Annotated in this window: 25 protein-coding genes and 1 tRNA gene; 10 read left to right on the forward strand and 16 right to left on the reverse strand. The window is 47.0% G+C overall.

From position 1 onward, the window contains the following. Window positions 1-119: 119 nt before the first annotated feature. The 3 genes from P3T48_RS12575 to P3T48_RS12585 all read right to left on the reverse strand — a co-directional run bounded on the left by P3T48_RS12575 (window position 120) and on the right by P3T48_RS12585 (window position 2,069). Window positions 120-192, reverse strand: a tRNA-Lys gene (locus tag P3T48_RS12575). An 80-nt stretch (window positions 193-272) separates the two neighbouring features. Next, window positions 273-1,409, reverse strand: a complete 1,137-nt coding sequence (locus P3T48_RS12580) for an AI-2E family transporter (RefSeq protein WP_276506901.1) — start codon at window positions 1,407-1,409, stop codon at window positions 273-275. A gap of 48 nt (window positions 1,410-1,457) precedes the next feature. Further along, window positions 1,458-2,069, reverse strand: a complete 612-nt coding sequence (locus P3T48_RS12585) for a thymidine kinase (RefSeq protein WP_276506902.1) — start codon at window positions 2,067-2,069, stop codon at window positions 1,458-1,460. A gap of 95 nt (window positions 2,070-2,164) precedes the next feature. Between P3T48_RS12585 and rsmI the strand changes: the two genes are divergently transcribed. Next, window positions 2,165-2,917, forward strand: a complete 753-nt coding sequence (gene rsmI / locus P3T48_RS12590; protein WP_022252803.1) for a 16S rRNA (cytidine(1402)-2'-O)-methyltransferase — start codon at window positions 2,165-2,167, stop codon at window positions 2,915-2,917. Between the two features lie 2 nt (window positions 2,918-2,919). After that, window positions 2,920-3,771, forward strand: a complete 852-nt coding sequence (locus P3T48_RS12595) for a Cbp1 family collagen-binding glycoprotein adhesin (protein ID WP_022252804.1) — start codon at window positions 2,920-2,922, stop codon at window positions 3,769-3,771. A 6-nt stretch (window positions 3,772-3,777) separates the two neighbouring features. Here P3T48_RS12595 and P3T48_RS12600 read toward each other — a convergent pair whose 3' ends face one another. Next, window positions 3,778-4,224 carry a nucleoside deaminase gene (locus P3T48_RS12600; RefSeq protein ID WP_022252805.1) on the reverse strand — a complete coding sequence of 149 codons (447 nt, stop codon included), beginning with the start codon at window positions 4,222-4,224 and terminating at the stop codon, window positions 3,778-3,780. A 149-nt stretch (window positions 4,225-4,373) separates the two neighbouring features. On the opposite strand from P3T48_RS12600, the gene P3T48_RS12605 reads away from it, so the two are divergent. From P3T48_RS12605 to pyrH, 3 genes are all read left to right on the forward strand, one after another. Then, window positions 4,374-4,751 carry a YraN family protein gene (locus P3T48_RS12605; RefSeq protein ID WP_022252806.1) on the forward strand — a complete coding sequence of 126 codons (378 nt, stop codon included), beginning with the start codon at window positions 4,374-4,376 and terminating at the stop codon, window positions 4,749-4,751. Window positions 4,752-4,848: 97 nt separating this feature from the next. Next, window positions 4,849-5,580, forward strand: a complete 732-nt coding sequence (locus P3T48_RS12610) for a biotin--[acetyl-CoA-carboxylase] ligase (RefSeq protein ID WP_276506903.1) — start codon at window positions 4,849-4,851, stop codon at window positions 5,578-5,580. A gap of 68 nt (window positions 5,581-5,648) precedes the next feature. Beyond that, a complete protein-coding gene (gene pyrH / locus P3T48_RS12615) occupies window positions 5,649-6,359 on the forward strand; it encodes a UMP kinase (protein WP_158462569.1) in 711 nt (236 codons plus the stop codon). A 143-nt stretch (window positions 6,360-6,502) separates the two neighbouring features. Here the strand turns inward: pyrH and P3T48_RS12620 are convergent, their stop codons facing one another. Next, window positions 6,503-7,234, reverse strand: coding sequence for a CDP-alcohol phosphatidyltransferase family protein (locus P3T48_RS12620; RefSeq protein WP_276506904.1), 732 nt, complete (start codon window positions 7,232-7,234; stop codon window positions 6,503-6,505). Further along, window positions 7,235-7,927: a phosphatidylserine decarboxylase family protein gene (locus P3T48_RS12625; protein ID WP_022252810.1), complete on the reverse strand. Its 693-nt coding sequence runs from the start codon at window positions 7,925-7,927 to the stop codon at window positions 7,235-7,237. A 135-nt stretch (window positions 7,928-8,062) separates the two neighbouring features. Between P3T48_RS12625 and dnaE the strand changes: the two genes are divergently transcribed. Beyond that, window positions 8,063-11,776 carry a DNA polymerase III subunit alpha gene (gene dnaE / locus P3T48_RS12630; RefSeq protein WP_022252811.1) on the forward strand — a complete coding sequence of 1,238 codons (3,714 nt, stop codon included), beginning with the start codon at window positions 8,063-8,065 and terminating at the stop codon, window positions 11,774-11,776. A 288-nt stretch (window positions 11,777-12,064) separates the two neighbouring features. Then, entirely contained in the window at window positions 12,065-12,379 is a 315-nt protein-coding gene (gene trxA, locus P3T48_RS12635) for a thioredoxin (RefSeq protein WP_158462573.1), read from the forward strand. Between the two features lie 622 nt (window positions 12,380-13,001). Here the strand turns inward: trxA and tsaE are convergent. The 7 genes from tsaE to P3T48_RS12670 form a co-directional block, all read right to left on the reverse strand. After that, window positions 13,002-13,412: a tRNA (adenosine(37)-N6)-threonylcarbamoyltransferase complex ATPase subunit type 1 TsaE gene (gene tsaE / locus P3T48_RS12640; RefSeq protein ID WP_276506905.1), complete on the reverse strand. Its 411-nt coding sequence runs from the start codon at window positions 13,410-13,412 to the stop codon at window positions 13,002-13,004. 115 nt (window positions 13,413-13,527) lie between these two features. After that, a complete protein-coding gene (gene porX / locus P3T48_RS12645) occupies window positions 13,528-15,096 on the reverse strand; it encodes a T9SS response regulator signal transducer PorX (protein ID WP_022251579.1) in 1,569 nt (522 codons plus the stop codon). A 4-nt stretch (window positions 15,097-15,100) separates the two neighbouring features. Then, window positions 15,101-18,421, reverse strand: coding sequence for a type IX secretion system periplasmic lipoprotein PorW/SprE (gene porW, locus P3T48_RS12650; protein ID WP_276506906.1), 3,321 nt, complete (start codon window positions 18,419-18,421; stop codon window positions 15,101-15,103). Between the two features lie 31 nt (window positions 18,422-18,452). Continuing rightward, the gene (locus tag P3T48_RS12655) at window positions 18,453-19,268 is read right to left on the reverse strand and encodes a metal ABC transporter permease (RefSeq protein WP_276506907.1); all 816 of its coding nucleotides are present in this window, start codon (window positions 19,266-19,268) and stop codon (window positions 18,453-18,455) included. Continuing rightward, window positions 19,265-19,663 (reverse strand): hypothetical protein, encoded by a 399-nt coding sequence (locus tag P3T48_RS12660; protein ID WP_217758256.1) that lies wholly within the window; start codon window positions 19,661-19,663, stop codon window positions 19,265-19,267. Before P3T48_RS12660 ends, P3T48_RS12655 begins: the two co-directional genes overlap by 4 nt. 45 nt (window positions 19,664-19,708) lie before the next feature. Beyond that, on the reverse strand, window positions 19,709-20,956 hold the full coding sequence (locus P3T48_RS12665) for a 3-phosphoshikimate 1-carboxyvinyltransferase (RefSeq protein ID WP_276506908.1): 1,248 nt from the start codon (window positions 20,954-20,956) through the stop codon (window positions 19,709-19,711). Between the two features lie 20 nt (window positions 20,957-20,976). After that, window positions 20,977-22,149, reverse strand: a complete 1,173-nt coding sequence (locus tag P3T48_RS12670) for a zinc-dependent metalloproteinase lipoprotein (protein WP_276506909.1) — start codon at window positions 22,147-22,149, stop codon at window positions 20,977-20,979. A gap of 467 nt (window positions 22,150-22,616) precedes the next feature. Between P3T48_RS12670 and P3T48_RS12675 the strand changes: the two genes are divergently transcribed. Next, the gene (locus P3T48_RS12675) at window positions 22,617-23,123 is read left to right on the forward strand and encodes a toxin-antitoxin system YwqK family antitoxin (protein ID WP_022251573.1); all 507 of its coding nucleotides are present in this window, start codon (window positions 22,617-22,619) and stop codon (window positions 23,121-23,123) included. Window positions 23,124-23,249: 126 nt separating this feature from the next. Here P3T48_RS12675 and P3T48_RS12680 read toward each other — a convergent pair whose 3' ends face one another. Both P3T48_RS12680 and P3T48_RS12685 read right to left on the reverse strand, forming a co-directional pair. Then, entirely contained in the window at window positions 23,250-23,438 is a 189-nt protein-coding gene (locus tag P3T48_RS12680) for a hypothetical protein (RefSeq protein WP_022251571.1), read from the reverse strand. Between the two features lie 81 nt (window positions 23,439-23,519). Then, the gene (locus P3T48_RS12685; RefSeq protein WP_158462585.1) at window positions 23,520-24,704 is read right to left on the reverse strand and encodes a phosphoribosylaminoimidazolecarboxamide formyltransferase; all 1,185 of its coding nucleotides are present in this window, start codon (window positions 24,702-24,704) and stop codon (window positions 23,520-23,522) included. A gap of 122 nt (window positions 24,705-24,826) precedes the next feature. Between P3T48_RS12685 and P3T48_RS12690 the strand changes: the two genes are divergently transcribed. Continuing rightward, entirely contained in the window at window positions 24,827-25,156 is a 330-nt protein-coding gene (locus P3T48_RS12690; protein WP_022251569.1) for a hypothetical protein, read from the forward strand. 116 nt (window positions 25,157-25,272) lie between these two features. Here the strand turns inward: P3T48_RS12690 and rplS are convergent, their stop codons facing one another. Continuing rightward, the gene (rplS, locus tag P3T48_RS12695) at window positions 25,273-25,638 is read right to left on the reverse strand and encodes a 50S ribosomal protein L19 (protein ID WP_022251568.1); all 366 of its coding nucleotides are present in this window, start codon (window positions 25,636-25,638) and stop codon (window positions 25,273-25,275) included. 220 nt (window positions 25,639-25,858) lie between these two features. On the opposite strand from rplS, the gene P3T48_RS12700 reads away from it, so the two are divergent. Next, window positions 25,859-26,632 carry a 5'-nucleotidase C-terminal domain-containing protein gene (locus tag P3T48_RS12700; protein ID WP_276506910.1) on the forward strand — a complete coding sequence of 258 codons (774 nt, stop codon included), beginning with the start codon at window positions 25,859-25,861 and terminating at the stop codon, window positions 26,630-26,632. Window positions 26,633-26,636: the final 4 nt, after the last annotated feature.

The following is a 26,636-nucleotide window of genomic DNA, read 5'->3' on the forward strand; positions in this document are numbered from 1 at the left end:
TAAGCAAGACGACTAAACGCGTAGGATAATCAGGCAGAATCATCAAATAAGAGCGTACATCAAACAAACGATACATAAAACAAAAAGGACTTTACCGAAGTAAAGTCCTTTTCGTTATGTGACTCGCATGGGGCTCGAACCCATGACCCCAACATTAAAAGTGTTGTGCTCTACCAGCTGAGCTAGCGAGTCAATCTCCAACCTTCTGTACGAAAGCGAGTGCAAAGGTACGATGTTTTTTTGAATTTACCAAATATTTATCTTATTTTTTGCTATTTTTCTTTATTTTCGGAACTTTCTGCTATTGTTTTTTCCGTATCTTGTGGTTCTTTGCCAAGATAATGAGGCTTTTCTCTTGTCACATACCTCTGCCAGTAAGCGATGAGAAGAGTGGTCAGCGGCAGGGCAACGATAAGACCTAAAAAGCCCAACAGAGCGCCCCATACCGAAAGACTGAGCAACAGTATGGCTGGATTCAGTCCCATCGCTTTACCCATAATCTTAGGTGTAACCACCATATCGGTAATCACCTGAACCACGCAGAACACCAGGAATGCAAGACCGAAGACTAACCAGAAACTCTGTCCTGTGTCGGCAGCTTTCAGCATAGCGAGGAAAGCTGTAGGAATCAGGGCAAAGGTATGCAGATAGGGTACAAGGTCGAGAATACCTATCAGTATACCCAATCCGATGGCCATCGGGAAACCGATGATGGTGAAACCTATACAGAACATGATGCCCATGCAAAGCGCCACCATACCCTGACCGCGTATGTAGTTGTTGAGTTCCCTTTTCACATCGTTCATCAGCGCCTGCCAGAATGGGCGGTTCTTCTTAGGGAAGATACGCACCCAGTTGGCTGTAAGTGTTTCGTAATCGAGCAGGATGAAGAACATGTATAATAAGGTAATCATCGAGGCGATGATGCTCAGCAGTACGTTGGCTGTCTGTCCCACTACGGCAAACAGCTTGGGCATGGTTGACTTCATGGTATCCGAGAAATCCTTGCTTCTCAAGAACCGCTCTATCTGGTCCTGGTTGTTTTGCATCCATTCCTTGATCAATGCCGTGAGGTTATTGGTATGAGTCGTTTGATGGAGCCATTTTGTCAGCACATCACCCAGTTTGTCAAACTGGTCTATCATCGGAGGAATGATGAGCCATATCACACCACCAATGACGGCTATCATGGTCAGCATGGCGATGATGATGGACAAGGCTCTGATGCGAACATGCATTTTGTTTTCTATAAACAGCACGACGGGGTAGAGCAGGTATGCAAAGAACCATGCAATGAAGAATGGCAACAGCACACTGCTCAGATAATTAGTGACGTAGAGTATTCCTAATATCAGGATGATAATACCAGCCCAACGTACGAACTTGTCGAATGTAATTTCCTTGGCCATAGTGATATTTGAATTCTTTTACTTCCCTATTTGCGAAAGTTGAGTAAATTATAGTTTGAGTTTCTCAGCTGCTTCAGCCTTCATCTCTATGTCGATACTTCTTTGGTAGCATTCCCTGCAGAGAGGTTCATATTCGTCTTTCTCTCCAAGCAGCACACGCTTGTCGTTGTGGATAAGTCGGTGGCTCACATAAGCCAATGCGCCGCACTTGACACAGATGGCGTGCACCTTTGTCACTTCGTCGGCAATGGCGCACAGGGCAGGTATGGGTCCGAAGGGAATTCCCTTGTAGTCCATGTCGAGTCCTGCCACGATGACTCGTACACCATTATTTGCCAGTTGATTACAAACCTCAACCAGTCCATCATCGAAAAACTGCGCCTCGTCGATACCCACTACGTCGATGTCGGAAGCCAACAGGAGGATGGCTCCAGAAGAATCAATAGGAGTCGACCTGATTGTATTCTTGTCGTGGCTCACTACATCTTCTTCCGAATAGCGTGTGTCGAGCGAAGGCTTGAAGATCTCAACCTTCTGCTTGGCGAACTTAGCTCGCTTCATTCTACGGATGAGTTCCTCTGTTTTTCCAGAGAACATCGACCCGCACACCACTTCAATTCTTCCGGGGCGGTGTGTCTCCCCAATTAGGTATTCTGTCATTTCGGTGACAAAATTAACAATAAGGTTTTAAAAATTGCAAAGAAAATCCTTTTTTTTTTGCTAAGAAAGATTTATTAACTACATTTGTACGCTGTATGGGCACATTATATATAGTACCGACTCCAGTAGGTAATATGGAGGACATGACAATGCGAGCCATCAGAGTTCTGAAAGAAGCTGATTTGGTGCTTGCGGAGGACACTCGTACATCGAGTGTTCTGCTGAAGCATTTCGATATCCGCAATCGCTTGATGGCGCATCATAAGTTTAATGAACATGGAACAACGGCTGCCATAGTCGATCGGTTGAAAGCAGGCGAGACCATCGCACTTATCAGCGATGCAGGTACGCCAGGTATCAGCGACCCTGGTTTCTATCTGGCCCGTGAGGCTGCTCAGGCAGGCATCACCGTGCAGACTTTACCGGGAGCCACAGCTTGCATCCCTGCTATCGTCTCGTCAGGACTGCCCTGTGACCGTTTCTGTTTCGAGGGCTTCCTGCCACAGAAGAAAGGGCGCCAGACCTATATGGAGTCACTCAAGGACGAGACTCGCACGATGATATTCTATGAGTCGCCTTACCGTGTGGTGAAGACCTTGCAGCAGTTTGCTGAGGTTTTCGGTGAAGACCGTCAGGTGAGTTGTTGTCGCGAGATTTCCAAGCTTCACGAGGAGAGTGTACGTGGCACTTTGTCGGAAGTCATCTCTCATTTCATGGAGACGGAGCCGCGTGGCGAGTTTGTCATTGTCTTGGCAGGCAAGGATCCCAAGCAGCTGAAGGAGGAAATGAAAGAGCGCAAGCGCGAGGAAAAGAAAAAGCATTATAAACAAAGTGATAAAGGAGAATAATTATGAAAAAGTTATTTTTTATGGTTTGCTGCGCAGCCTTGTTGATGACAGGTTGTAAGGACGGCAAGAATGCTCCCGGACTGGCGAGTGTTCAACAGACAGACTCGCTGAACGATGTTATCGCTCAGAAAGACAGTGAAATCAATGAAATGATGGGCACGCTGAATGACATCGAAGAAGGATTCCGCTTGATTAATGAGGCAGAAAATCGTGTCGCCTTGTTGAAGAATGGCGAGGGTACAAGCAAAAAACAAAATCTCAAGGAAAACATCCAGTTTATTGCCGAGCGCATGAAGCAGAACAGAGAGCTGATTGCTAAGTTGCAGAAACAGTTGGAAAGCAGTACCTTGAAGGGTGGACAACTCAAGAAGACCATCGATAACCTCACAGCTCAGTTGGAAGAGAAAGACAAGCAGTTGCTGGCTTTGCGTGAGGAGTTGGACAAGAAAGATATCCATATCTCAGAACTCGATGAAACTATTGGCAACTTGAATACTAATGTAAGTAATCTTTCTGCCGACAATCAGCAGAAGGCAGAGACCATCAACGCTCAAGATAAGCAACTCAATACTGCATGGTATGTTTTTGGTACCAAGAAGGAACTTAAGGGTCAGCATATCCTGGAAGGTGGCAAGGTGATGAATGGCAACTTCAATAAGAACTATTTTACCAAGGTTGATATTCGCAACACTACAGAAATCAAGCTCTATTCCAAGTCTGCCAAGTTGCTCACAGCACATCCTGCAAGCAGCTATTCGCTTACTCATGATGCCAGCAAGCAGTATGTTTTGCGCATCACCAATCCACAGATATTCTGGAGCACCAGCAAGTATTTGGTAGTACTTGTCAAGTAATCCGGTCTATCTTTTACGCTCAAAGAAGTTTATCATGAGTGCCCGGCACTCATCTTCCAATACGCCCGAAGTGACTGTAGTCTTAGGATGCAGTGCTTCGGGCGCATATTTTGTATATCCCCTCTTCTCGTCGCCTGCTCCATAAACCACCCTGCTTATCTGTGCCCATCCTATGGCTCCGGCACACATGGTGCATGGCTCTACGGTGACATAGAGTGTACAGTCTTTCAGATATTTTCCTCCCAACATATTGGCACCAGCTGTGATGGCCTGCATCTCTGCATGGGCGGTAACATCGTGCAGCATCTCCGTCAGGTTGTGAGCTCTTGATATGATTCTTCCCTGACATACGATGACGGCTCCCACAGGTATCTCGTCCTCGTCGAATGCAGCCTGGGCCTCTGCCAGCGCTTTCCGCATAAACTCTTCGTCTTTCTTTTCTGTCTCGTTCATTGTATCTTCATTGCTTTGGTACAAAAGTACTATAAAAAAATGAGAGTGAAAAGAAAATATGGATGAAAAAGTTTGAGTTTAGAGATAAAAGTGTTATTTTTGCACAAGATAGCCGCAGGCACAAAAGGCGGTGAAGAAGTTAGGACAGCATGGCGGAACATAACGATTTGGGGAAGTGGGGCGAGGCTGAGGCTTCGCGATACTTAGAGTCGAAGGGCTATGCGATATTGGATCGTGACTGGCGTTTCGGCAAGCGCGACCTGGATATCGTAGCTCTTTCGGAGGATGCTTGCACCATGGTGGTCGTAGAGGTGAAGACTCGTGCCTCTGATGATATGAGGGCTCCCGAAGAGGCTGTTGATATACGTAAAATGCGTAATCTTGCCGTGGCAGCCAATGCTTATGTCAAGGGGCATGCAGTAGCTCAGGAGTTGCGTTTCGACATCATCTCTATTGTGGGCTCTCCCTCTAAGATAGAGCGCATCGACCATCTGGTTGATGCCTTCAATCCATTACTGGTCTTATAGCAGTGGATGAACAGTCAGCTCCTTTTTGACAGGGGGCTTCCCTGTTGTTGGCAGAACTGAGTGATTTTTGAAACTTATATTTACATATTTTATTATAATGAATACAAAGATAATCAAGTTAGAGGAGACAGACTCAACCAATACATATTTGAAGAACTATTCTCCTTCAGATGATGAGGAGATGGTGGTAGCTGTAGCCGACTACCAGACTGCTGGTCGCGGTCAAGGCACACATGCATGGGAGAGTGAACGCGGAAAGAACCTCCTCTTCAGTATCTTGGTGCGTCCGGTGTGGGTGCCGGTAACCCGTCAGTTTCTTTTGTCTATGGCAGGAGTCATAGCCTTGAAAGATGTTCTTGATACCTATACCGAGGGCATTACCTTGAAATGGCCCAACGACGTATACTGGTATGACAAAAAGATAAGTGGAACGCTGATAGAGACTTCGGTATGTTCGCAGGGCATCAAGCGATGCGTCTTTGGCATAGGACTCAATGTGAACCAAGAAGAGTTTGTGAGTGATGCTCCCAATCCTGTGTCGCTGCGTCAGATTTTGGGACATGATGTAGACCGCGAAGAATTGTTGCAGAAGATCTTGGATGCCTTTGCCGGTTATTACGAACTTCTGCGTCGTGCTGACTATATGGATGTTTCCGGTATTTACCATCAGTCGCTTTATCGCCGTAAGGGTTATCATTGGTATGAGGACAAGGATGGTGAGTTCGAGGGTGCCATCGTAGAGGTAGAGGATGATGGACATCTCATTCTGCACGATAAGCAAGGCCACATCCGCTCCTATTCTTTTGGCGAAATCAAGATCAAGTTGTAAGCAGGGCAAGAGATTATTTCTGTCTACACAAAAAGAGAAAACATTATTAATTAAAATATTCAACGAATATGGCAAAATTTAAGAGAATTCTCCTGAAGTTGAGTGGAGAAAGTTTGATGGGAAGCCAGAGCTATGGCATCGACCCAGAACGATTGAGCGACTATGCACGCCAAATCAAGGAAGTACACGAGATGGGTGTGCAGATTGGTATCGTGATAGGCGGAGGCAACATATTCAGAGGACTCAGCGGAAGTCAGAAGGGTTTCGACCGTGTAAAGGGCGACCAGATGGGAATGTGTGCTACCGTCATCAATTCCTTGGCTCTGAGTAGTGCCTTAGGCGCTATTGGCGTAAAGAACAAAGTGCTTACAGCCATTCGTATGGAGCCCATTGGCGAGTTCTATAGCAAGTGGAAAGCCATCGAGGCAATGGAGGCTGGCTATATCTGTATCTTCTCTGCAGGTACCGGCAGTCCATATTTCACCACAGATACTGGTTCTTCATTGCGTGGCATCGAGATCGAGGCCGACGTGATGCTCAAGGGAACCCGAGTAGACGGCATCTATACCGCTGATCCGGAGAAAGACCCAACTGCCACGAAGTTTAGTGAGATTACCTACGACGAAATCTACACAAAGGGCTTGAAGGTGATGGATCTCACCGCCACCACTATGTGCAAGGAGAACAACCTTCCTATTTATGTCTTCAATATGGATGTCGTAGGCAACCTTAAGAAGGTCATGGAAGGCGAGGAGATTGGTACTCTCGTTCACAATTAGTCCTGCTCGTAAAGCATACTTGCTCTCTTAGGATGAGAGAATAGGAGTTGGGAATTGGCTTCTTTCTTGCCGATTTGAGAGCATTAAATATAAAAAGGGCTTGTTTCGTAATGAAACAAGCCCTTTGTTATGATGATATGTTTTTATTTTTTCTTCTTTAAGAACAGGAAGAGTGATGTCAGGACATACACCAAGATGATAAGCCACCATGCCTGCAGGAATCCAATAGCCCCTTCGCTGACAATGGCTAATGCCAATACGATAACGGTGAAGGCAATGAAAACATATTTCACCTCATTGCCCTTGAATGACCATTGTTTGAACTTAAGGGCAAACAATGGCAACTCACATACCAACAGGTAGCTGGTGATAAGGATGAGTGCCAAGATGATGAATACCGACCAACTGTGGACGGTGAGCCATTCTGGATTGAAGACAATCAGCGAGCCCCAGAAGAGAGCGTTGGCAGGAGTAGGCACACCAATAAAAGAGGTAGACTGTCTCTCGTCGAGATTGAATTTCGCCAGTCTCAGTGCCGAGAATGCCGCGATGATAAATGCTGCATAAGGCAACACAGGTCGCAAACTCTCTAAGAAGGATGGGTATTCCATCACATACAGTTGCGAAAATACGATAGTGGCAGGAGCCACACCGAATGTCACGTCGTCAGCCAAAGAGTCGAGCTCCTTGCCGATAGGCGATGATACATGCAGCAATCGGGCGCTCATGCCGTCGAAGAAATCGAACATGGCACCAATGATAATCCACAATAAAGCCAGCTTTGGTGAACCGCCAAAGGCAAACGATGTCGCGATGCAGCCCGAAATCAGGTTGCAGCAAGTTATCGTGTTTGGAATATGTTTCTTAATACTCATTTATTTCAGTTTTGCGATGATTGTCTGATCACCAGTAGTTGATTGTCCCATCTTTACGCATACCTCAGAGCCCAAAGGCAAGTAAACATCCACACGTGAGCCCAACTTGATGAATCCCAGGTGCTCATCAATATAGCACTCCTCGCCCTCCTTGGCATAGGTTACGATACGGCGTGCTACGGCACCAGCAATCTGTCGGCACAACACATCCACCCCCTTGGGCGTGGTAATCATTGTGTCGGCATGCTCGTTCTCCTCGCTTGCCTTTGGCAACCAGGCTTTGTGGTAGTTGCCGTCTACGTGCTTCACGAATTTCACCTTTCCGTCAACGGGGAACCAGTTGGCGTGTACGTTCCAAAGACTCATGAAGATGGAAATCATCAGTCGGCGGTCGTTGAAGTAGGGCGCATTGTCCACCTCTTCAATAACCACAATCTTGCCATCTGCCGGTGCCACCACCAAGTTGTCGGTGTCTTCGATATTCAAGTATCTTATTGGACATCTGTAAAAGTTGAGTACGATACCATATACCGTACCAAAGACTACTACGAAAATCCAGAAAGGAATCTTGTTGTCAATGGTGCTCCATAAGATTGCGGCGATTGCTACTATTGCTATCATCCCATACACGAGTTGGTCTGTACCTTCACGGTGTAATCTAATTTTCTTTAGTTTCTTTATTCTTTGTCCCATAAGGTAGGATTGAGTTTTTTATGCTGCAAAGGTACACCATTTTTGTCGTTTTTGCAAATTTTTCTCCTTTTTCTTTTGGTTATGTCAACTTTTACCCGTAACTTTGAACTCAAATTTTGAGTTTTACGCATAAAAATGGAAGATTTCATTCATTTACATGTTCATACCCAGTATTCCATTCTCGATGGTCAGTCCAGGATTCCCCGTCTTGTGGACAAGGCTATTGCTGATGGCATGAAGGGTATGGCCATTACCGACCATGGTGTGATGTTCGGCATCAAGGAGCTTTGCGACTATTGCGCCAAGGTGAACAAAGGCAGAAAGAAAGAGGGATTGGAACCTTTCAAGCCCATCATAGGCTGTGAGATGTATGTAGCCCATCGCCGCAAGGAAGACCGTGAGAAGGATAAAGGCGATATGAGTGGTTATCACCTCATCGTGCTGGCAAAGAATTATAATGGATATAAGAACCTCATCAAGCTGGTGAGTAACTCGTGGGTGGACGGATATTATATGCGTCCACGTACCGACCGTGCTGATTTGGAAAAGTATCATGAAGACCTCATTGTCTGTTCGGCCTGTATCGCAGGAGAAGTGCCACGCAAGATACTGAACGGCGATATCGAAGGAGCCCGTGAGGCATGCGAGTGGTATCATCGTGTCTTTGGCGATGATTATTATCTGGAGTTGCAGCGCCACGAGGTGACCGACCCTTCTGTCCTTGCCAACCGCGAGGCCTTCCCCATGCAGCAACGGGCCAACAAGGTACTTATAGAGATGTCAAAGGAGTATGGCATCAAGTTGGTTTGTACCAACGACTGCCACTTCGAGGACAAGGAGACAGCAGAGGCTCACGACCATCTGCTCTGTCTGGCAACGGGCAAGGACCTTGATGATCCTAACCGTATGCGCTACTCCAAGCAGGAGTGGTTCAAGACCCGTGAGGAGATGAACGCCATCTTCTCTGATGTTCCCGAGGCACTTTCCAATACCTTGGAGGTGCTCGACAAGGTGGAGGTCTATAGCATCGACCATGGCCCCATTATGCCTTTCTTCCCCATTCCGGAGAGCTTCGGTACCGAGGAGCAGTTGCGTGAGCGAGTTTCCGAGGAGGAACTCTATCATGAGTTCACCACCGATGAGAATGGGCAGAATCCACTCTCGCCCGAGGAAGGGCAGAAAGTAATCGACCGTCTGGGAGGCTACGACAAAATATACCGCATCAAGTTTGAGGCAGAGTACCTGCGCTACCTTGCTTACGAGGGAGCCAAGAAACTCTATGGCGACCCGCTTCCTGCCAATGTCGACGAGCATGTCAACTTCGAGCTTCATGTGATGAAGACCATGGGTTTCCCTGGTTACTTCCTCATCGTGTCCGACTTTATCAGGGCTGCCCGCGAGGAGTTGGGTGTCATGGTAGGTCCTGGCCGTGGTTCGGCGGCAGGATCTGTCGTGGCTTATTGCTTGGGCATTACCAAGATTGACCCTTTGAAATATGACTTGCTGTTTGAGCGTTTCTTGAATCCTGACCGTGTCAACCTGCCTGATATTGATACCGACTTCGATGACGATGGTCGAGGCAAGGTGCTGCGATGGGTGATGGATAAGTATGGACACGAGAATTGTGCCCATATCATTACCTATGGCAGTATGGCCACCAAGAACTCCATCAAGGATGTGGCGCGTGTGGAGAAGCTGCCACTCGACAGGGCGAATGCCCTTTGTAAGGCGATTCCTGACCGACTGCCTGATGGAGCGAAGATGAATCTGACCAATGCCATCAAGTACACCCCCGAACTGCAGCAGGCAGAATTCTCTTCTGATATACGCGAGAGCAACACCATCAAATATGCCAAGATGCTCGAGGGCACCGTGCGAGGAACAGGTATTCATGCCTGTGGCTTCATTATTTGTCGTGACCCTATCAGCAACTGGGTACCGGTATCTACTGCCGACGACCCAGACTTCCCTGGTCTGAAGACAGCCGTGACCCAGTATGATGGCCATGTCATCGAGACCACGGGACTTATCAAGATGGACTTCCTGGGTCTTAAGACCCTGTCAGAGATGAAGGAGGCTTGCAAGGTTATCAAGCAGACCACTGGTGATGTCATCGATCTTGATACGTTGCCCATCGATGATGAACTGACCTATCAGCTTTATCAGCGTGGACAGACCATCGGAACCTTCCAGTTTGAGTCGCCCGGTATGCAGAAGTATCTCCGTGAGCTGAAGCCTACCGTCTTCGAGGACCTCATCGCCATGAATGCTCTCTACCGTCCGGGTCCTATGGACTATATCCCCTCGTTCATTGCCCGTAAGAACGGAAAGGAACCTATCGAGTACGATATCCCCTGCATGGAGAAATACCTCAAGGACACGTATGGCATTACTGTATATCAGGAGCAGGTGATGCTTCTCTCACGCCAGTTGGCAAACTTCACCCGAGGTGAGAGTGATGCCCTTCGTAAGGCGATGGGTAAGAAGAAGAAGGACATTGTAGACGCGATGAAACCTAAGTTCATCAAGCAGGGACAAGAGAACGGTCACGACCCTAAGGTGCTCGAGAAGATATGGGGCGATTGGGAAAAGTTCGCCTCCTATGCCTTCAACAAGTCGCATGCCACCTGCTATTCATGGGTAGCTTATCAGACAGCCTATCTCAAGGCACATTATCCTGCCGAATACATGGCTGCGCTGATGACCCGCCGCTTCTCTCAGATTACCGAGATTACCAAACTCATGGAGGAGTGCCAGTCGATGAATATCAAGACCCTGGGGCCTGATGTCAATGAGAGTTATCGTGCATTCGGTGTGAACGAGCATGGCGAGATACGTTTTGGCCTTTCTGCCATCAAGGGTATGGGAACTCCTGCAGCCGATGCCATTGTGGCAGAACGCGAGAAGAACGGACCTTACAAAGATATCTTTGATTTTGCCCAGCGTGTTGACTTCAGCAATGTCAACCGAAAGGCATTCGAAAGCCTGGCGCTGAGTGGTGGCTTCGACAGTTTCGGAATACCCCGCGAGAACTTCTTTGGTGTCAATAACAAGAACGAGATGTTCCTCGACACCTTGGTAAGATATGGTCAGCTTTATCAGCGCGAGCAGCACGAGGCTGTCACCTCTCTCTTTGGAGGACTCGACGCCATAGAGATAGCCACACCTCCCATTCCTCATGCCGAAGGATGGAGCACCATCGAACGACTGAACAAGGAGCGCGACTTGGTGGGTATTTATCTCTCGGCTCATCCTTTGGACGACTATAGTGTGGTGCTGAACTCTATGTGCAACACCCATTGCGCTGAGTTAGGCGACAAGCCCTCGCTTGCCAAGAAAGAGAATATAGTCTTTGGCGGCATCATCACCGGAGTGAAGTCGAAGTTCACCAAGAAGGGAAATCCCTGCGGCTTCGTCACGATAGAAGATTTCGAAGGCTCCGGCGAGTTGGCTCTCTTTGGTGAGGACTGGGGACAGTGGAAGGGTATGTTCACCGAGGGCTGTACCGTCTTTGTTACTGCGAAGTGTCAGTCACGTTATGGCAACGACCAGTATCTCGACTTCAAGGTTTCGAGTGTGGAGTATCTCCAGACGGTAAAGGAGAAAAAGTTGGACAAACTCACCATCACGATAGATAGTGATATCATCAACGATACGTTGGTGAGCGACTTGAGCACACTCCTTGCCCGCGACAATGAGGAAAGTCGTACCCAGCTCTTCCTCCGCATACACGAAGTGGAGAGCAACGACTATATCCTTATGAGGGCCCAAGACAAGACGGTGAATGTAGACAAGAACCTCATCCAGTTCATCGAGGACAATCCCAAAATGTCGTATAGCATTAACTGATGTTTCGAAAAGTCATAGCCTTTTGGGTGTTGTCTCAACTGCTGTACGGGTTATGAACTTTGGCATATTATTTGCAGTATTTATATGAACAACTGATGTTTCGCAGATGGGGAAGTTATAGTAGTTGGAGAAGTTAAAGCCATATGCTGTATGGTTAAGTATTAACCCAAAAGGCTGTTGGCTATAACTTCTAATGAACGAAGGAAGTGATAACTTCTTTAACTTCTATATGACTTCTGAACTTGCGAAAGTTGAGTGAACAATACAAACAATTAAAATTAAGAAAAAATGGAAGTTACAATTACAACCGAGAATTTCGAGAGTTATAAGAATGGTTCGCTGCCTTTGGTAGTTGACCTTTGGGCAACATGGTGCGGTCCTTGCCGTATGTTGGCACCCATCGTGTCTGAGCTTGCTTCAGAGTATGATGGCAAGATAGTAGTAGGTAAATGTGATGTGGAAGAAAACGAGGATATCGCCATGGAGTTTGGTGTTCGTAATATCCCTACCCTTCTCTTCTTCAAGGATGGTAAGCTCGTTGACAAGTTTGTTGGTTCTGCTAAAAAGCCAGCCCTCGTCGAGAAGTTCCAGGCACTCCTCTAATCCCCAATCGCTTCATACAAAAGCATGGCTTTCCGCCATGCTTTTTTTTTGACTATGATAGAAATAGTGCTAAAATCTCCTCTCACATTCCCATTAACGATAAATGAATAACGAATGCGATACTTGAGTTATCACCCTTGAACTCCAATAAAACTTTCACTTCATACTGAGAGAAATCTTGCTCTTATACTATAAAACTCTTTTTTTTAGCCTATGAAAGTTCCGTTCAGAGCCTTTGAATGTCCGTTCAGAGCCTTTGAATGTCCGTTCAAAGCCTTTGAACGGAGAATATACTGTGGTTCAACGAAATTTTCGCTGTGGTTTAACGATTTTAGTTGACCACTCTAAGTGTTATTGATAATATGAGTTGACTCAGTTATTGCTTATTTATAATTCACGTTGACTTACTTATATTTTAGTTATCCTTATAGTTAATTACTTATGTCACTCGTAGCAAGTATAAGGCTATGGGTGCTGGAGAAAGTCAGAAGAACAGAATGTGAGGAATACATCATCCTTGAGATGTTGCAAAATGAAAAAACGCATATATAATATAATGTACGCGTGCGAACGTGAGCATAAATATTATATATGCGATTGGTTTTCCTGCTTTTCTGCAGGGTTAGAGGGAGATGGTGCGGGAGCCGTCTGCTTCTGTGGTGATGTGAACTTTGGTGACATCTTCTGGTAGAAGGGACTCTATGAGTTCTGGCCACTCTAAAAAGCAGAGGTTGCCACCATAGAAGTAGTCTTCGTAGCCCATGTCGTACACTTCGTCTATCTTCTTGATGCGGTAGAAGTCGAAGTGGTATATGGGGTCGCCATTGCCTGAGGTGTATTCGTTGACGAGTGCAAAGGTGGGGGAGGTGATGACGTCTTCTACTCCTAATTCTTCACACAATGCCTTGATGAAGGTAGTTTTGCCAGCTCCCATTTTGCCGTAAAAGGCGAAGACTTTGCTGTCACCCATGTTCGAGATGAACGCCTTTGCTGCGTTGTGTATGTCCTCTAATGAGTTGATTTTAATTTCCATATTGCTATATTTTTTATTAAGTTGTGCCCTTTGGACTATGTCTTGTTGGGCTTTGTGTTATTTGTTCTGTTCTTGAGTTTTCTCCTTGACCGATGATCATGAAACCTTCTGTCATCTATCGCTTTCGGGGTGAGAGGGTGATCATAGGGATGAGCATCTCTTCCATGGAGATGCCTCCATGCTGGAAGGTGTCCTTATAGTAGGAAACGTAATAGTTGTAATTGTTCGGATAGGCGAAGAAGGAATCGCCATAGGCAAACACATACGAGGTGCTGATGTTGGGCGCAGGAAGCAGTGCCTTGTGTGGGTCTTTGATGACAAATACGTCCTTGGCACTATAGGCAAGGTTCTTGCCTAACTTGTAGCGCAGGTTTGTGTTGGTGTTGCGGTCGCCTACTATCTTCAGAGGCTTGGTGGCTCTTATGCTGCCATGGTCGGTGGTGATAATGACTTTATAATTGCTTTGCGACAGGAGCTTGAAGAGTTCGGACAGCACAGAGTGGTGAAGCCAGCTCTGAGTAATGCTGCGATAGGCAGACTCGTTGTTGGCTAACTCGCGGACCATCTTCGACTCGGTGCGGGCATGGGAGAGCATGTCTATGAAGTTGATGACTACCACATTCAGGTCGTAGTTTTTCAGCTCATTATACTTGTCAAGAAATTTGTCGGCTCCCATGGAGTCGTTGATCTTATGATAGCTGAAGGTGTTGTGACGACGATATCGGTCGAACTGAGTCTGTATGAGGGGCGCCTCGTTGAGGTTCTTGCCTTCTTCCTCTTCCTCGTCTACCCACAGGTCTGGAAACATCTGGGCTATCTTGTCTGGCATCAGTCCACTGAAGATTGCATTGCGTGCATACTGGGTGGCAGTGGGGAGAATGCTCATATACATATCTTCCTCGATGTCGAAGAGGTCACCGATGTCATGTGCCAACACTTTCCACTGGTCGTAGCGGAAATTGTCGATAACGATGAGGAAAACTTTCTCGCCCTGGTTGAGGTGAGGGAATATCTTGGTCTTGAAGACATCGGGACTCATGCAGGGGCGTTCCTCGTTCTGGCTGAGGGATGCGAGCTGCTGCATCCAGTCGAGATAGTTCTTGGAAACATACTTGGCAAAGCCTAAGTTGGCCTCTTCCTTCTGCATCTGCAGCATCTCGGTCATCGGGCTGTTCGTGCTGCTGAGCTCCAGTTCCCACTTCACGAGTCGACGGTAGATATCCATCCAGTCTTTCCAGGTGCGGCTGTCCATGATCTGCATTGCCAACTGCTGGTACTCTTGCTGGTAGCTGCTTTGGGTTACCTCGCTGACAATCTCGCGCTGATGGATGTTCTTCTTGAGCGACAGGAGAATCTGGTTGGGGTTGACGGGCTTGATGAGATAGTCGGCTATCTTGGAGCCGATGGCCTGGTTCATGATGTCTTCTTCCTCGCTCTTGGTACACATTACCACAGGTGTGGCAGGTTGTATGTCCTTGATTTGCTGCAGTGTCTCTAGACCGCTGAGTCCTGGCATCATCTCGTCGAGCAAGATGAGGTCGAAGGTCTGCTGGCGGCACTGCTCGATGGCGTCGGCTCCGTTGCTTACTGTGACAACTTGGTAACCTTTTTTCTCGAGGAAGATGATGTGGGCCTTGAGAAGTTCCACCTCATCATCTACCCATAATAATAGTCCGTTGTTCATATTTCTAAAATCCTTCTAATTCAAAATATTCGTCTTCCAGATCATAGGAGTCTTCTTTTTTCTCCTTGTTGTCTTTCTGATTTTTCTTTTCTTCTGTCTTGTTGTCTTTAGCCTTGGGGGCTGCTGTGTTCTTATTGTCTGTCTTTGACGGGGCAGTCTTGTCAGTCTTTGCAGGTTGGCTCGTCTTTGCAGGCTGATTCGTCTTTGCTGTATTGACAGGTTGGGGTTCCTCCTTGATGACAGTAGTGCCTGAAGCAGGCTGGGCAGGCTGCGATTCCTCCTTGATGATATTGCTGTTTTGGGCAGGCTGCGTTTCCTCCTTGATGATGGTTGTGCCCTGAGCATTCTGTTGTTGCTGAGGCTCTTCGGGTATAGTCATCGTATTATCGGAAGGTGCCTGGTTGTCAGTCTTCTCCTCTGTTACGACGATGGTTGTCGAGGTGTTCTGCTCTTCCAGTTCTGGGTTCTCATCGGTTTCCTTTTCGTCAGAGGATACAGAGGACTCTTCCTTTTCGGTGATGATCTCTGCCGGCTCGTCAAGCAAGTCTGTCTGGATAGGCTTCACTGGGGCGAAGTGCTTCAGATAGAACTTGTCGTAGTCGCTATAGGCATACTGGGTGCCCAACAGCGAGAGGTTCTCTTGGCTGATGAGATAGGTGCGCGACTTACTCAGAAGGCGCACAATTTGTGTCTGATGCAGTACGTCGTGGGCATAGAGGCGTGCCTCGTCGTAATTACGGAAACCTGTGATCTGCATGAGATGGATGCCGTCGCGTTCTTCGATGTTGATATCAAAGTTGCGGACAAGATAGGTTGTGAAGTTGAACTTCGCCATCTCGAAGAGCAGTTGGTTCTCGTTGACAGAGTCGGGTTGATAGGCAAAGAGGAACACGAAGTCGGTCTGTCGCTCTGGGCTGAAGGCCTTCTGTGCAGTCTGCTCGTTCTCATTGAGTACAGTGCTGCGTCGCTCCCATACGTTCTCCAGGTCGAACTTGCCGCCATGGAGACGTTTTCCGGCATTGACTCCATTGACTATCATACCAGCCATCTCGCTGAGTCTGCCCTCAGGATATTTCTCGACCAGGGTCTTCATATCAGCCACGCATCCTTGCGCATCGCCCTGGTTCAACTTGCTCAGAGCGCTGATAAAGATAAACTTGTCACGGTTGGCGCCCATGGGGAAACGGGTGGATGATATATCAGAGTTGGACAGTACCGTCTGGTATTTCCCCAGTTTGAAAGCCTCGTAGGACGCAGCATAGAGCGAGTCTTCTATGTGGACACCAAACTTGGCATTGTCGGCATAGTAGGGGTCGGTAAGAAGTGTGGTCCACTTACTCTCTGGGTATTCCTGCTTGAGTCGCTCTACATAGGTGTTGGCTGTAGAAGGCATGTGCTTGCGTGAGTAGAGCAGATAGAGATGATAGAGCACATCGTCCATGTGTTCATAATCCTTGAAATGTTCCTCAATGCGTCGCAGAGCTTTCTCGCTCAGTGGCAGGTTGTCGAGTTTGTCCTTGAAGATGACTCCAGAGTGATACAGACCATCGGTGAGCAAGGCGTTGCTTGCCTGCAACTGTTCTGCAGTGAAGGGGATTTGTGCCAGATAGTATTCGCGTTTGTGAGGATCGTTCTGGGCACTGTCGGCTATCTGCTTGATGGAGTCTTCCTGTATGGATGCCTGTGCCAAGGAGTCGCGCATCTCGTCGGTCATCTCCTCTGCTCCCTGAGCTGAGGCTACAACGGTCTTGTTGATACGCTGCCAGTTGTCTACGTTCTCGCGCTTGCCCCACTGACGCTGGAAGGATGTCTTACCCTGACTTACAGCTATGGGGTTGTAGAAATACCAGGCACTGTTGACCTGCGATGCTGCAGGCGATGATGTTTGTGACGGACGGTTGTTGGCAGAGGTATTGCCCATTCCTCCATTCTGAGCCAAATGGCGCTGGGCATTCTCTTCGGCCTGCTGGTTGCGTTCTTCTTTTTCCTTCTTCTTCAGAAGGGTTATCACTCGGTCGATGGCGGCATTGCGGTCGGACTCACTCATGGTGGCAAGTTGCTGGAGAGAATCCTGCAAGTGGACAGCCTCGGTATAGGGTACGAGTTCGTCGAGTACTTTGGAACGCTCGGACAGTTGTTTGTAGTCCTTGCGGTCTTTGTCCAACAGGCCGATGGCCTCACCATAACAGCGGCGTGCATCTGAATAGAGCTCCTTGACCCAATATAGGTCGCCCAAGTGGAGGAGCAGTACACCTTTCTCTATACCGTTGCGTGTTGACTTTGTGTTGCCTTTCTCGTAAGAGGAGATAGCATTGAGGGTGTCACGTTTCAGCAGGTAGATATTACCCATGGCATAATAGAGTTGGTCGAGATACTCCTTATTCTTATCGGAGGCAGCCATTCGGTGCAGACGGGAAAGAACCTGCTTGGTATTGGTGGATGCCATCACCTCGCTCATAGAGATGCGGGCATTGAACTCTAACTCGTAGGGTGGGTTGAGGCGTATCACGTGCTTGAAGGCCTTGTAGGCCTCGGTCTTATGACCCAATGCAGCCTGCAGCTGGCCCATGAGATACCACTCGCGGGCTTTCTGTTTGCGGCGCATCTCATGCTTGATGACTTTGCGCAGGTAGGGGATGGCCTTGTCGAACTGCTGGGTGTGGATGTAATAATCCGTATAGGTGTAGTCCCATTCTTTTTGGGCACGCCAGTGGATGGAGTCGCGCTGCATATTGCGGATGATGTCTTCGGCATCGTACATCCAGTTCTGTTCGATATAGCATTTAGCCAACCATGCCTTTGCACGGCCGTAGATGGCAGGCTGGGTCTCGAAGAGCCGGCTCATATAGGCAAAGGTGGAAGCGGCATTCTCGAAGTCGCCTTGATAGAACTGCGAACGGCCCATCAGCATCCAAGCCTTCCAGATGAAGGGATTGTACTCTCTGCGGTTGAGCCACTCGATGTCCTTGGCTGTCTTTCGGCGACTCTTGTTCCATTCGGGGCGCTGCTTGATGCTGTGGCGCTGGATGGCTTTCTGACATTTCTCGATGGCACGGTCGTAGTTGCCCTTGCCCAATTCGCGGCTGTTCTTGTTGCCTACGGTATAAAGGGGGATGATTTCGGTATAGTTGTCCTTGTTGCCCTGCTCTTTCTCGAGCGAGGCATCGATATAAGCCAAGGTGCCATTATAGTATATATTGTACTTGGAGTGGAAGGCATGCAGCCATCTGTTGCGCGCAGTATTTTTCTGCGTAGAACAACCTGTCACGGCGATGAGGGCTATGACGAGGATGAGGATAATATGAAGGGCAGAATGCTGTTTCACGTTGATGGCTTTTGTTTCTTATAAATGTTTTTTATTTCTTATAAAACTGAGATATGCCTGCTTTTATTGTCTTGCAGAGGGCAAAAGTGAGGATACTTACAAAGATGATGGTGGCTCCTGAGGGAACATTGAACTGATAGCTGACGAGGAGCCCGATGAGGCAGTCGAACCAGCCCACGATGATGCTGTAGAGGATAAGCCGCCTGTAACTGTAGGTGAAGATACTGGCCGTCATCTGTGGAATGGTAAGCAGACTGATGGCAAGGACTATACCCACCATCTTGAGGGTGGCGACGATGGTCATGGCGATGAGTGCCATCATCATATATTCTATCAGGGCGACGGGAAGATGCTGCGAAAGAGAAAAGGTGCGGTCGAATGCCACACTTTGGATGGGTCGTAGAAAAAGAGTAAAGAGTATGCAGACAAATGCCGTGAGAATGCCCAACAGCCAGAGATCGCCTGTGCCGATGGTGAGAATGCTGCCGAAGAGAAAAGATGGCAGGTCGGGCATGAAACCTGGAGTAAGGAAACAGCAGATGATGCCCACACTCATGCCCAGAGTCCAGAACATGGCAATAGCGGAGTCCTGACGTATGTCCTTGCGTGAGGAAGTCCATTGTACGCCGAAAGCGCTGAGTATGGCAAATATCATTGCAGACAGGATGGGGTTGATGCCGGCAAACACTCCTATGCCTATGCCTCCAAACGAAGCATGGGTGATACCGCCACTGATAAAGACAAGGCGGCGGGTTACGATGTAGGTTCCTATGAAACCGCAAAGGATGCTTGCCAGGAAAGCTCCTGCAAGGGCGTTTTGGAAAAATGTATATTCGAGTATGTTCATGAGGCTACGTGGCTTTCCTGTATAAATGCTATGACTTCGTCCTTCAGCGTGTCGGGAAGGTTGATGCCCCGGAGAATGAGGCTTCTGTTCCAGGCTGCCACTTCCTCGGGATGCATGGTATAGAGGACTTCGGAGAATTCTTCTACTTCCTGGGGTGTATAGTCATGGGACTCGCGACCTCGAAAACGGTCCAACTCCTCATCGTCGAAATATTCGATTTCTTTGACCGATGCTTCCATCAGGCATTCTTGCTCGCATTTGGCATTATCGCCATTGCAGGTGTTGCAGGAAACTCCTTCCTGAATAGGTGATTCGGGACCATTGCGATGGCTCAAGATGCCTAATAGAGCAGAGATGATGCCCAAGGCCACGAGGGATATGATGAGATATAGCATGGGATGTACGGATAGATTCTTACTGTTTGTGAGAAGACAAGGGAATTATGCCTTCTCGGTGATAATGAAACCTACAGAGCGGAGATCTTCCCAGAAGTGGGGATATGACTTGGTGACGACCTCGGGATGATTGATCTGCAACTGTGGAAACTTGAATGCCAGAGGTGCGAAGGCCATTGCCATGCGATGGTCTTCATAGGTGTCGATAGGCTCAAGGGTAGGCTCGCAGGTCTCGCCTTCCCAGATGAGGGTGTTGTCATTCTCGTCGCGAATGACATAACCCACTTTTCTGAGCTCTCGCTTCAATGCCTCTATACGGTCGGTCTCCTTGATCTTCAATGTGGCAAGACCGGTGAAACGGAAGTGTACTCCCATCGCACAACAGGCTACTACGATGGTTTGTGCCAGGTCTGGAGAACCCGTGAAATCGTAGTCAAGGCGTGGTAATGTACAGCGGTGGGCCTTCAGCTTGAGTGGGGCTATACGGTCGCGTAACTCAAAATCGCTCTTCACTCCCAACAGGCTGAAGATGTATTTCACCACAGAGTCGCCCTGCTTGGTGCAGTCTGACAGACCATCCAACTGCAGTTCCGAGTCACGATTGGCATTGAGGGCCATGATCTCGTACCAGTATGACGATGCACTCCAGTCGCTTTCTATAGTGTAGTCTTCTATCTTGGCATAGGGTCGGGGTGCTATGGTAATGGTGTCGATATCAGTCCATTTGGCATCGGCACCAAACTGACGCATGGTCCACAGGGTGAGGTCTATATAAGGACGGGAGGCTATCTCGCCTGTGAGTTTCAGTTCGAGACCTTTCTGCAACACCGGACCTATCATCAGCAGGGCAGAGATATACTGCGAGCTGATACTGCCTACTACCTCTATCTGGCCACCCTCGAGAGGTTTGCCTTCGATGCGGAGTGGGGGAAAGCCTTCTTTCTCTACATACTCGATGTCGGCTCCCAAACGGCGGAGGGCATCTACAAGAATGGCTATAGGACGGTTCTTCATGCGCTCGGTTCCCGTGATGGTATGCGAGCCTGGTGTGCTTGCCAGATAGGCGGTCATAAAACGCATGGCGGTGCCTGCTGCCTTGATGTTGATGGTCTCGGGCATGTCACGAAGTGCGGCTACTATTACTTCTGTATCATCGCAGTCGCTCAGATGGCTAAGAGGAAAGGTGCAGCCTGCCATAGCATGGATGACAAGGGCGCGGTTGCAGATACTCTTGGAGGCTGGCAACTGGATAGTACTGTTGATCTGTTGGGGTGCTTGAATGATATATGTCATGTTATGTTTTGTTTTCTGTGTTATTTGACGATGATTACTGGTAAGTCGAGAGGCTCATCGGTAGCTGTCTCTGTGGAGCGAGTGTTAGGACGCTCTTTTTTGGGGCCAGGAATGAGGGGACTGTAGTAGAGTACCTGGCGTATGCGCTCACGCTGTTGGGCAGTGAACTGATAGTTCAGGCTCATGGAATAGTCCATCAGGTTGATGGAACTCCAAGTATCGCCTGTGTCGTTTTGACGAGAAATCATATCAGACAGGAGGACGATGACATCTTTACCTGCCGATTCGGCTTCTTGTCGTTTGTTTTCTATATATTGGGAAAGCCACGTGTTGTAGGCTGGTCGGTTATAACTCTTTGTGTCGGTGCAATAATCGGTATCGGCATACGACTCGATGGGTTTGTTGTCTTTTTCTGCAAAGACATGATGCAGACCAAGATAATGTCCTAACTCGTGGGCAAGTGTGGCATTGGCATCGTAGATGAGATTTTCGGTGCTCTCGGATTCTGAAGTTATGCCTTTGTATCGGTTGCTCTCAAAGTAGATGTACTTACTGTTGATGCAGAGGCAGTGAGCGTATTTCAGATTGCTTTTGGACAGTTTGGTGCGCTTGGTGTTATTGAGACCTTCTATCTGGGGATAGCCTGCTCCCTGATAGGGCATCACGCTGATGCCCAAAGTGATAGAAGATTCGTCTTTTGTCTGTTCGAAGGGGTATACCATCACGTTGATGTATTCGTTGGGGTCCCATACATATTTGGTGTATCGGCGTGAGTTGTCGCCCATGAACTTTTCGCAGTCAATGGGGTAGGTGCCAGTCCATTTGATATATTCAACTCCTGGTTGTGCTAAGGTTTGATTTTGCTCGTTCTTCTCGGCAAGGACAAAACGGACGTGGATATTCTCGCTGTTGTCGTATTCCTGATATGTATAGACGTTGCCTTGATAGAGCTCGTTGACATGGGCAACGAGTTCTTTGATTCTAGTATAGTCTACATACTGTTTCCTGTCCTGACTGTCTTGATAGAGGACGTGGAATATCACGGGTATCTGGTATTCATAGTCGTCGCTTGTTATCTCATCGTTGTCGCGGTCTTGCTCTATATCAGCATAGAATTCTTCTGTGCTGCTGTTACAGCAAGTGAGGGTGGCGCCTATTATGCATAACAGGATGCTATATATATAATGTTTCATGCGTGCGTACTTATTTATTATAATGTTGCAAAATTACAAAAAATATCGTAGATTCATACAAAAAAGAGGATATATTTTTCTAAAAACAGTAAGGGCGTATCCTGCTTGATGCAGGGAAGTGCAGGCTCTGCAGTATAATATATGGCTGGTGACTTACTCGCTTATCATTTCTGTTTTGTTTATGCCGCTTGTAATCTTCCTGCTTGATTTTTGCTGGAGGATTAATTGATGTTTACAAAGTGTTAGTAAATAGAGGGTGTAAAGAAGAATGTGTGGAGTAGTAATTGACAAAGTGTAAGTAAAACGTGGAAAAACTTTTGAATTCTTACTTTGTGTGCGTTACAAATTGCAAAATAAAATAGCCTCAAAAAATATGATAAAATTGCGTTAAGGAAAAATACAACTTACTCAAATTATTACTATCTTTGCATCAGAAAAAAGATATAAACCTTTAAAACGTAGTAACAATGAAACGAATTATATTTTTGTCAGTTATGATGCTCGTGACCATCGCAAGTTTTGGTCGTAAGCACGTGGAAAATGCAACAGTAGTTGCTGACACCATTTTTTATGCTGAGAATATGAGTAATGTGGCAAATGCTGATCAGGCTGCTTATTATCGTATTTTGATGACAACAGGAAGTGGCATCACCAAGAAAAATGTCTTCCAGGACTTTTATATGAATGGAAACCTCAGAGCCGAGGGCGGATATAGCTTCATCGACTTGGGTGATGACCGTAACACCGTTTTCAACGGAGAAGTTACTTCTTACTACAAGAATGGTAAGGAAAAGTGGCACGGAAAGTATGTCAATGGCAAACGTGAGGGTTACTTTACATTGCAGCTTCGCGATGGTGGTGTAGCCGTGGTACAGTTTAAGGGAGGTAAGTCAGTACATGACTTCTTTACAGTAACTTACCAGAACGGTAACATGGAAAAGAAACCTCTTTCTGAAATCAAGGGTTTGTTGTAAAGATGTGTCAAATCGAATCTCTCTTATATAAATTATAATTTTATGTTGATATGACCTATATGAGGGCTATCCTCCGTGAGGAAGGTAGCCCTCTCTTTTTTTGTGGTCTTGTCTCAAGAAGAAATTCTACTTGTGGCGATTGGCCCGCTGCTGGCGATACTTAGCTTTCTGTCGTGCAGATCCGCTGCCGTGGGCGCCAGTGATATATTTCTTTTTCTTGGCCTTGGTCTTTACCTTGCCGTCGTCCTCCTTCTTGGGGCCTCCTCCGGCTTTGAATACCATGCCACCCATGATAATATCATCAATATCATTCATATTCTTTTGTCTTTAAATGGTGTTGATGTTGTTTTTAAAAAATCTTTTCTTCTCTCGGTAGTTACAGACTCCCACCACTGATTAGTGGTGGAAGAGTCGTACGTGGGTGAATGCCATGGCTATGCCATACTTGTCGCAGGTCTCGATAACATTATCATCTCGGATACTGCCACCAGCCTGGGCAATATATTCTACTCCACTCTTGTGGGCACGTTCGATGTTGTCACCAAATGGGAAGAAGGCGTCACTGCCTACAGATACACCTGTGTTCTGGGCAATCCATGCTTTCTTTTCCTCACGGGTCAATGGCTCTGGCTTCTCGCTGAAGAAGTTCTGCCATACACCATCCTGCAGCACGTCTTCCCATTCATCGCTGATATATACGTTGATGGTGTTGTCGCGGTCGGCACGGCGGATTCCCTCTTTGAAAGGAAGATTCATCACCTTGGGACATTGACGCAACCACCATTCGTCTGCCTTGGAACCAGCCAGACGTGTGCAGTGGATGCGGCTCTGCTGACCAGCACCGATACCGATGGCCTGACCATCTTTCACATAGCATACAGAGTTGCTCTGTGTGTATTTCAATGTGATGAGAGAGATGATGAGGTCGCGCTTTGCCTCTGCTGTGAATGTCTTGTTTTTGGTAGGGATGTCCTCAAACAAGGCTGGATCGTCGAGTTTCACCTCGTTGCGGCCCTGCTCGAAGGTAATGCCGAATACCTGCTTGTGCTCGATAGGTGCTGGCACAAAGTCGGGGTCTATCTTGATGACATTGTACGTGCCCTTGCGCTTTGCCTTCAGAATTTCTATTGCCTCAGGAGTATAGTCTGGAGCTATCACGCCATCGCTAACCTCTCGTTTGATGAGGGTGGCTGTGGCTGCATCGCATGTGTCACTCAAAGCAACAAAGTCGCCGTAAGAACACATACGGTCGGCACCGCGTGCACGTGCATAGGCACAAGCCAATGGTGACAGTTCGATGTTGACGTCATCGACAAAATAGATTTTCTTCAGTGTGTCGCTCAGTGGAAGACCAATGGCTGCTCCTGCAGGAGAAACGTGTTTGAAACTTGCTGCTGCTGGAATGCCTGTAGCTGCCTTCAGCTCTTTGACGAGCTGCCATGAATTGAGAGCATCGAGAAAATTGATGTAGCCAGGGCGGCCATTAATAACTTCGAGGGGAAGTTCACTGCCATCCTCCATGTAGATTCGAGATGGCTTTTGGTTTGGATTACAACCGTACTTTAATGCTAATTCTTTCATTGCAAAGTTCTGTTTGTTAAGAATTTGCTGCAAAGTTACAAAAAATCTCTCTTTTTGTACCATTCATAAGAACTTTTTTGTACTTTTGCAACCAAAATAGAGAATTTCAAACACGTTAGGTTATGAAAAATGATTTGACTCATCTCACAAGTGAAATCGAAAAGAAGGTTGGTAAGAAGATTCCGGTTGGAGCTGATTTTGAGAAATTGGCCTCTTTCTTTGCTATCAAGCATCACATCAAACTGAATGCTGATGCGCTTCATAAGGTGTGGAACTATGTGAGTGGAAAGGAAAAACCAACCAAGAAAACACTGAACAAGTTGGCGCTTTTTGTGGGGTATCAGAGTTGGGATGATTTCCATGAGGCTCTGCATGGAGATGATGACGGAAATCTCAATTACGAAGTGGAGGAGGAGAAGAAATCGGATCCCTCCAACTATGATGATATTTAAGTCAGAATGTTACCGAAGGAAAACCTTTGCAGGTATGGATATAGAAAAAGGAGACTCGACAATGTGTATTGTGAGTCTCCTTTATCTTTTTACTTAGGATTGTAAGCGGAGTAAAATTATTCAGCGTTCTTCTGAATAGTCTTCTTCTCAGCGATACGAGCCTTCTTACCTGTAAGGGCACGGAGGTAGTACAACTTAGCACGACGTACTTTACCATGCTTGTTCACCTCGATAGAATCGATAGCAGGTGACTCGATAGGGAAGATACGCTCAACACCTACTGTACCTGACATCTTACGAACGGTGAAACGCTTCTTGTCGCCATGGCCGGAAATCTTGATAACTACACCACGGTAGAGCTGGATACGCTCCTTAGAACCCTCGACGATTTTGTAAGCGACTGTGATAGTATCACCTGCCTTGAACTCAGGGAACTTCTTGCCGGTTGCAAATGCTTCTTCAGCAACTTTAATTAAATCCATTTTGTTTTATAATTAAATATTGTTTGTCGTTCCAACGCAACATAGACGAGCCACTCGTCAGCCCATGCCAGCGGTTACGCCGAAAAGCGGGTGCAAAGTTACAACTTTTTCTTATATCTTCCAAATTTTCAATTACTTTCTTTATTTTTATATGATATTTTTTTTGTTCTTCTTGTTTTTTTAGTGTATCTTTGCAATAATAAATAAAACAAGTTGAATCATGAGAAATAAATGTTTAGTTATTACTGCATTTCTTTTGGCTACTTGGGGTATATCTACTCCTTGCGTGGCTCAGAAGTACAAGGTTACAAAGGTGCAGCGTTCCCGTATTTTGGTGGATAAGAGATTTGATCAGAATCCTGATGCTCAGGCAGCTGTCTTTATAGCACCTTATAAGCATAAGGTGGACAGTATTATGAGTCCTGTTGTGGGTGAGACTGCTCACTATATGGCTACTGGTCGTCCAGAGAGTGAATTGAGCAACCTGCTTTGTGATATTTTGGTATGGGCTGGTAAGGATTTCGAAGAGAAGCCTGTGTTCTCCGTTTATAATATGGGTGGTATTCGTGCAGCCTTGGCTAAGGGAAAACAAACGGTTGGTGATGTCAATGATATGGCTCCTTTCGAGAATAAGATATGTTTCCTTACTTTGACGGGTAAGGATGTGCTTGAACTTTTTTCTCAGATTGCCATGCGTGGTGGTGAGGGCGTAAGTCATGCTGTAAAAATGGATATCTCGAAAGATGGGAAGCTTTTGGATGCTACACTCAACGGACAACCTATAGACGAGAAGGCTTCTTACCGGGTGGCAACGCTTGATTATCTGGCTGAAGGCAACGACCAGTTGACTGCCTTTAAGAAAGGAACGGATGTCTTTGCGCCCAAACAGAGAGAGAATAATGTGCGCTTCATTATCATGAATTATTTTCGTGAACAGGCTGCACAAGGAATGTGTGTGGAATCTAAAGTGGAAGGTCGGATAGTTATCAAATAATATC

The organism is Segatella intestinalis (assembly GCF_029348455.1).
Lineage (GTDB): Bacteria > Bacteroidota > Bacteroidia > Bacteroidales > Bacteroidaceae > Prevotella.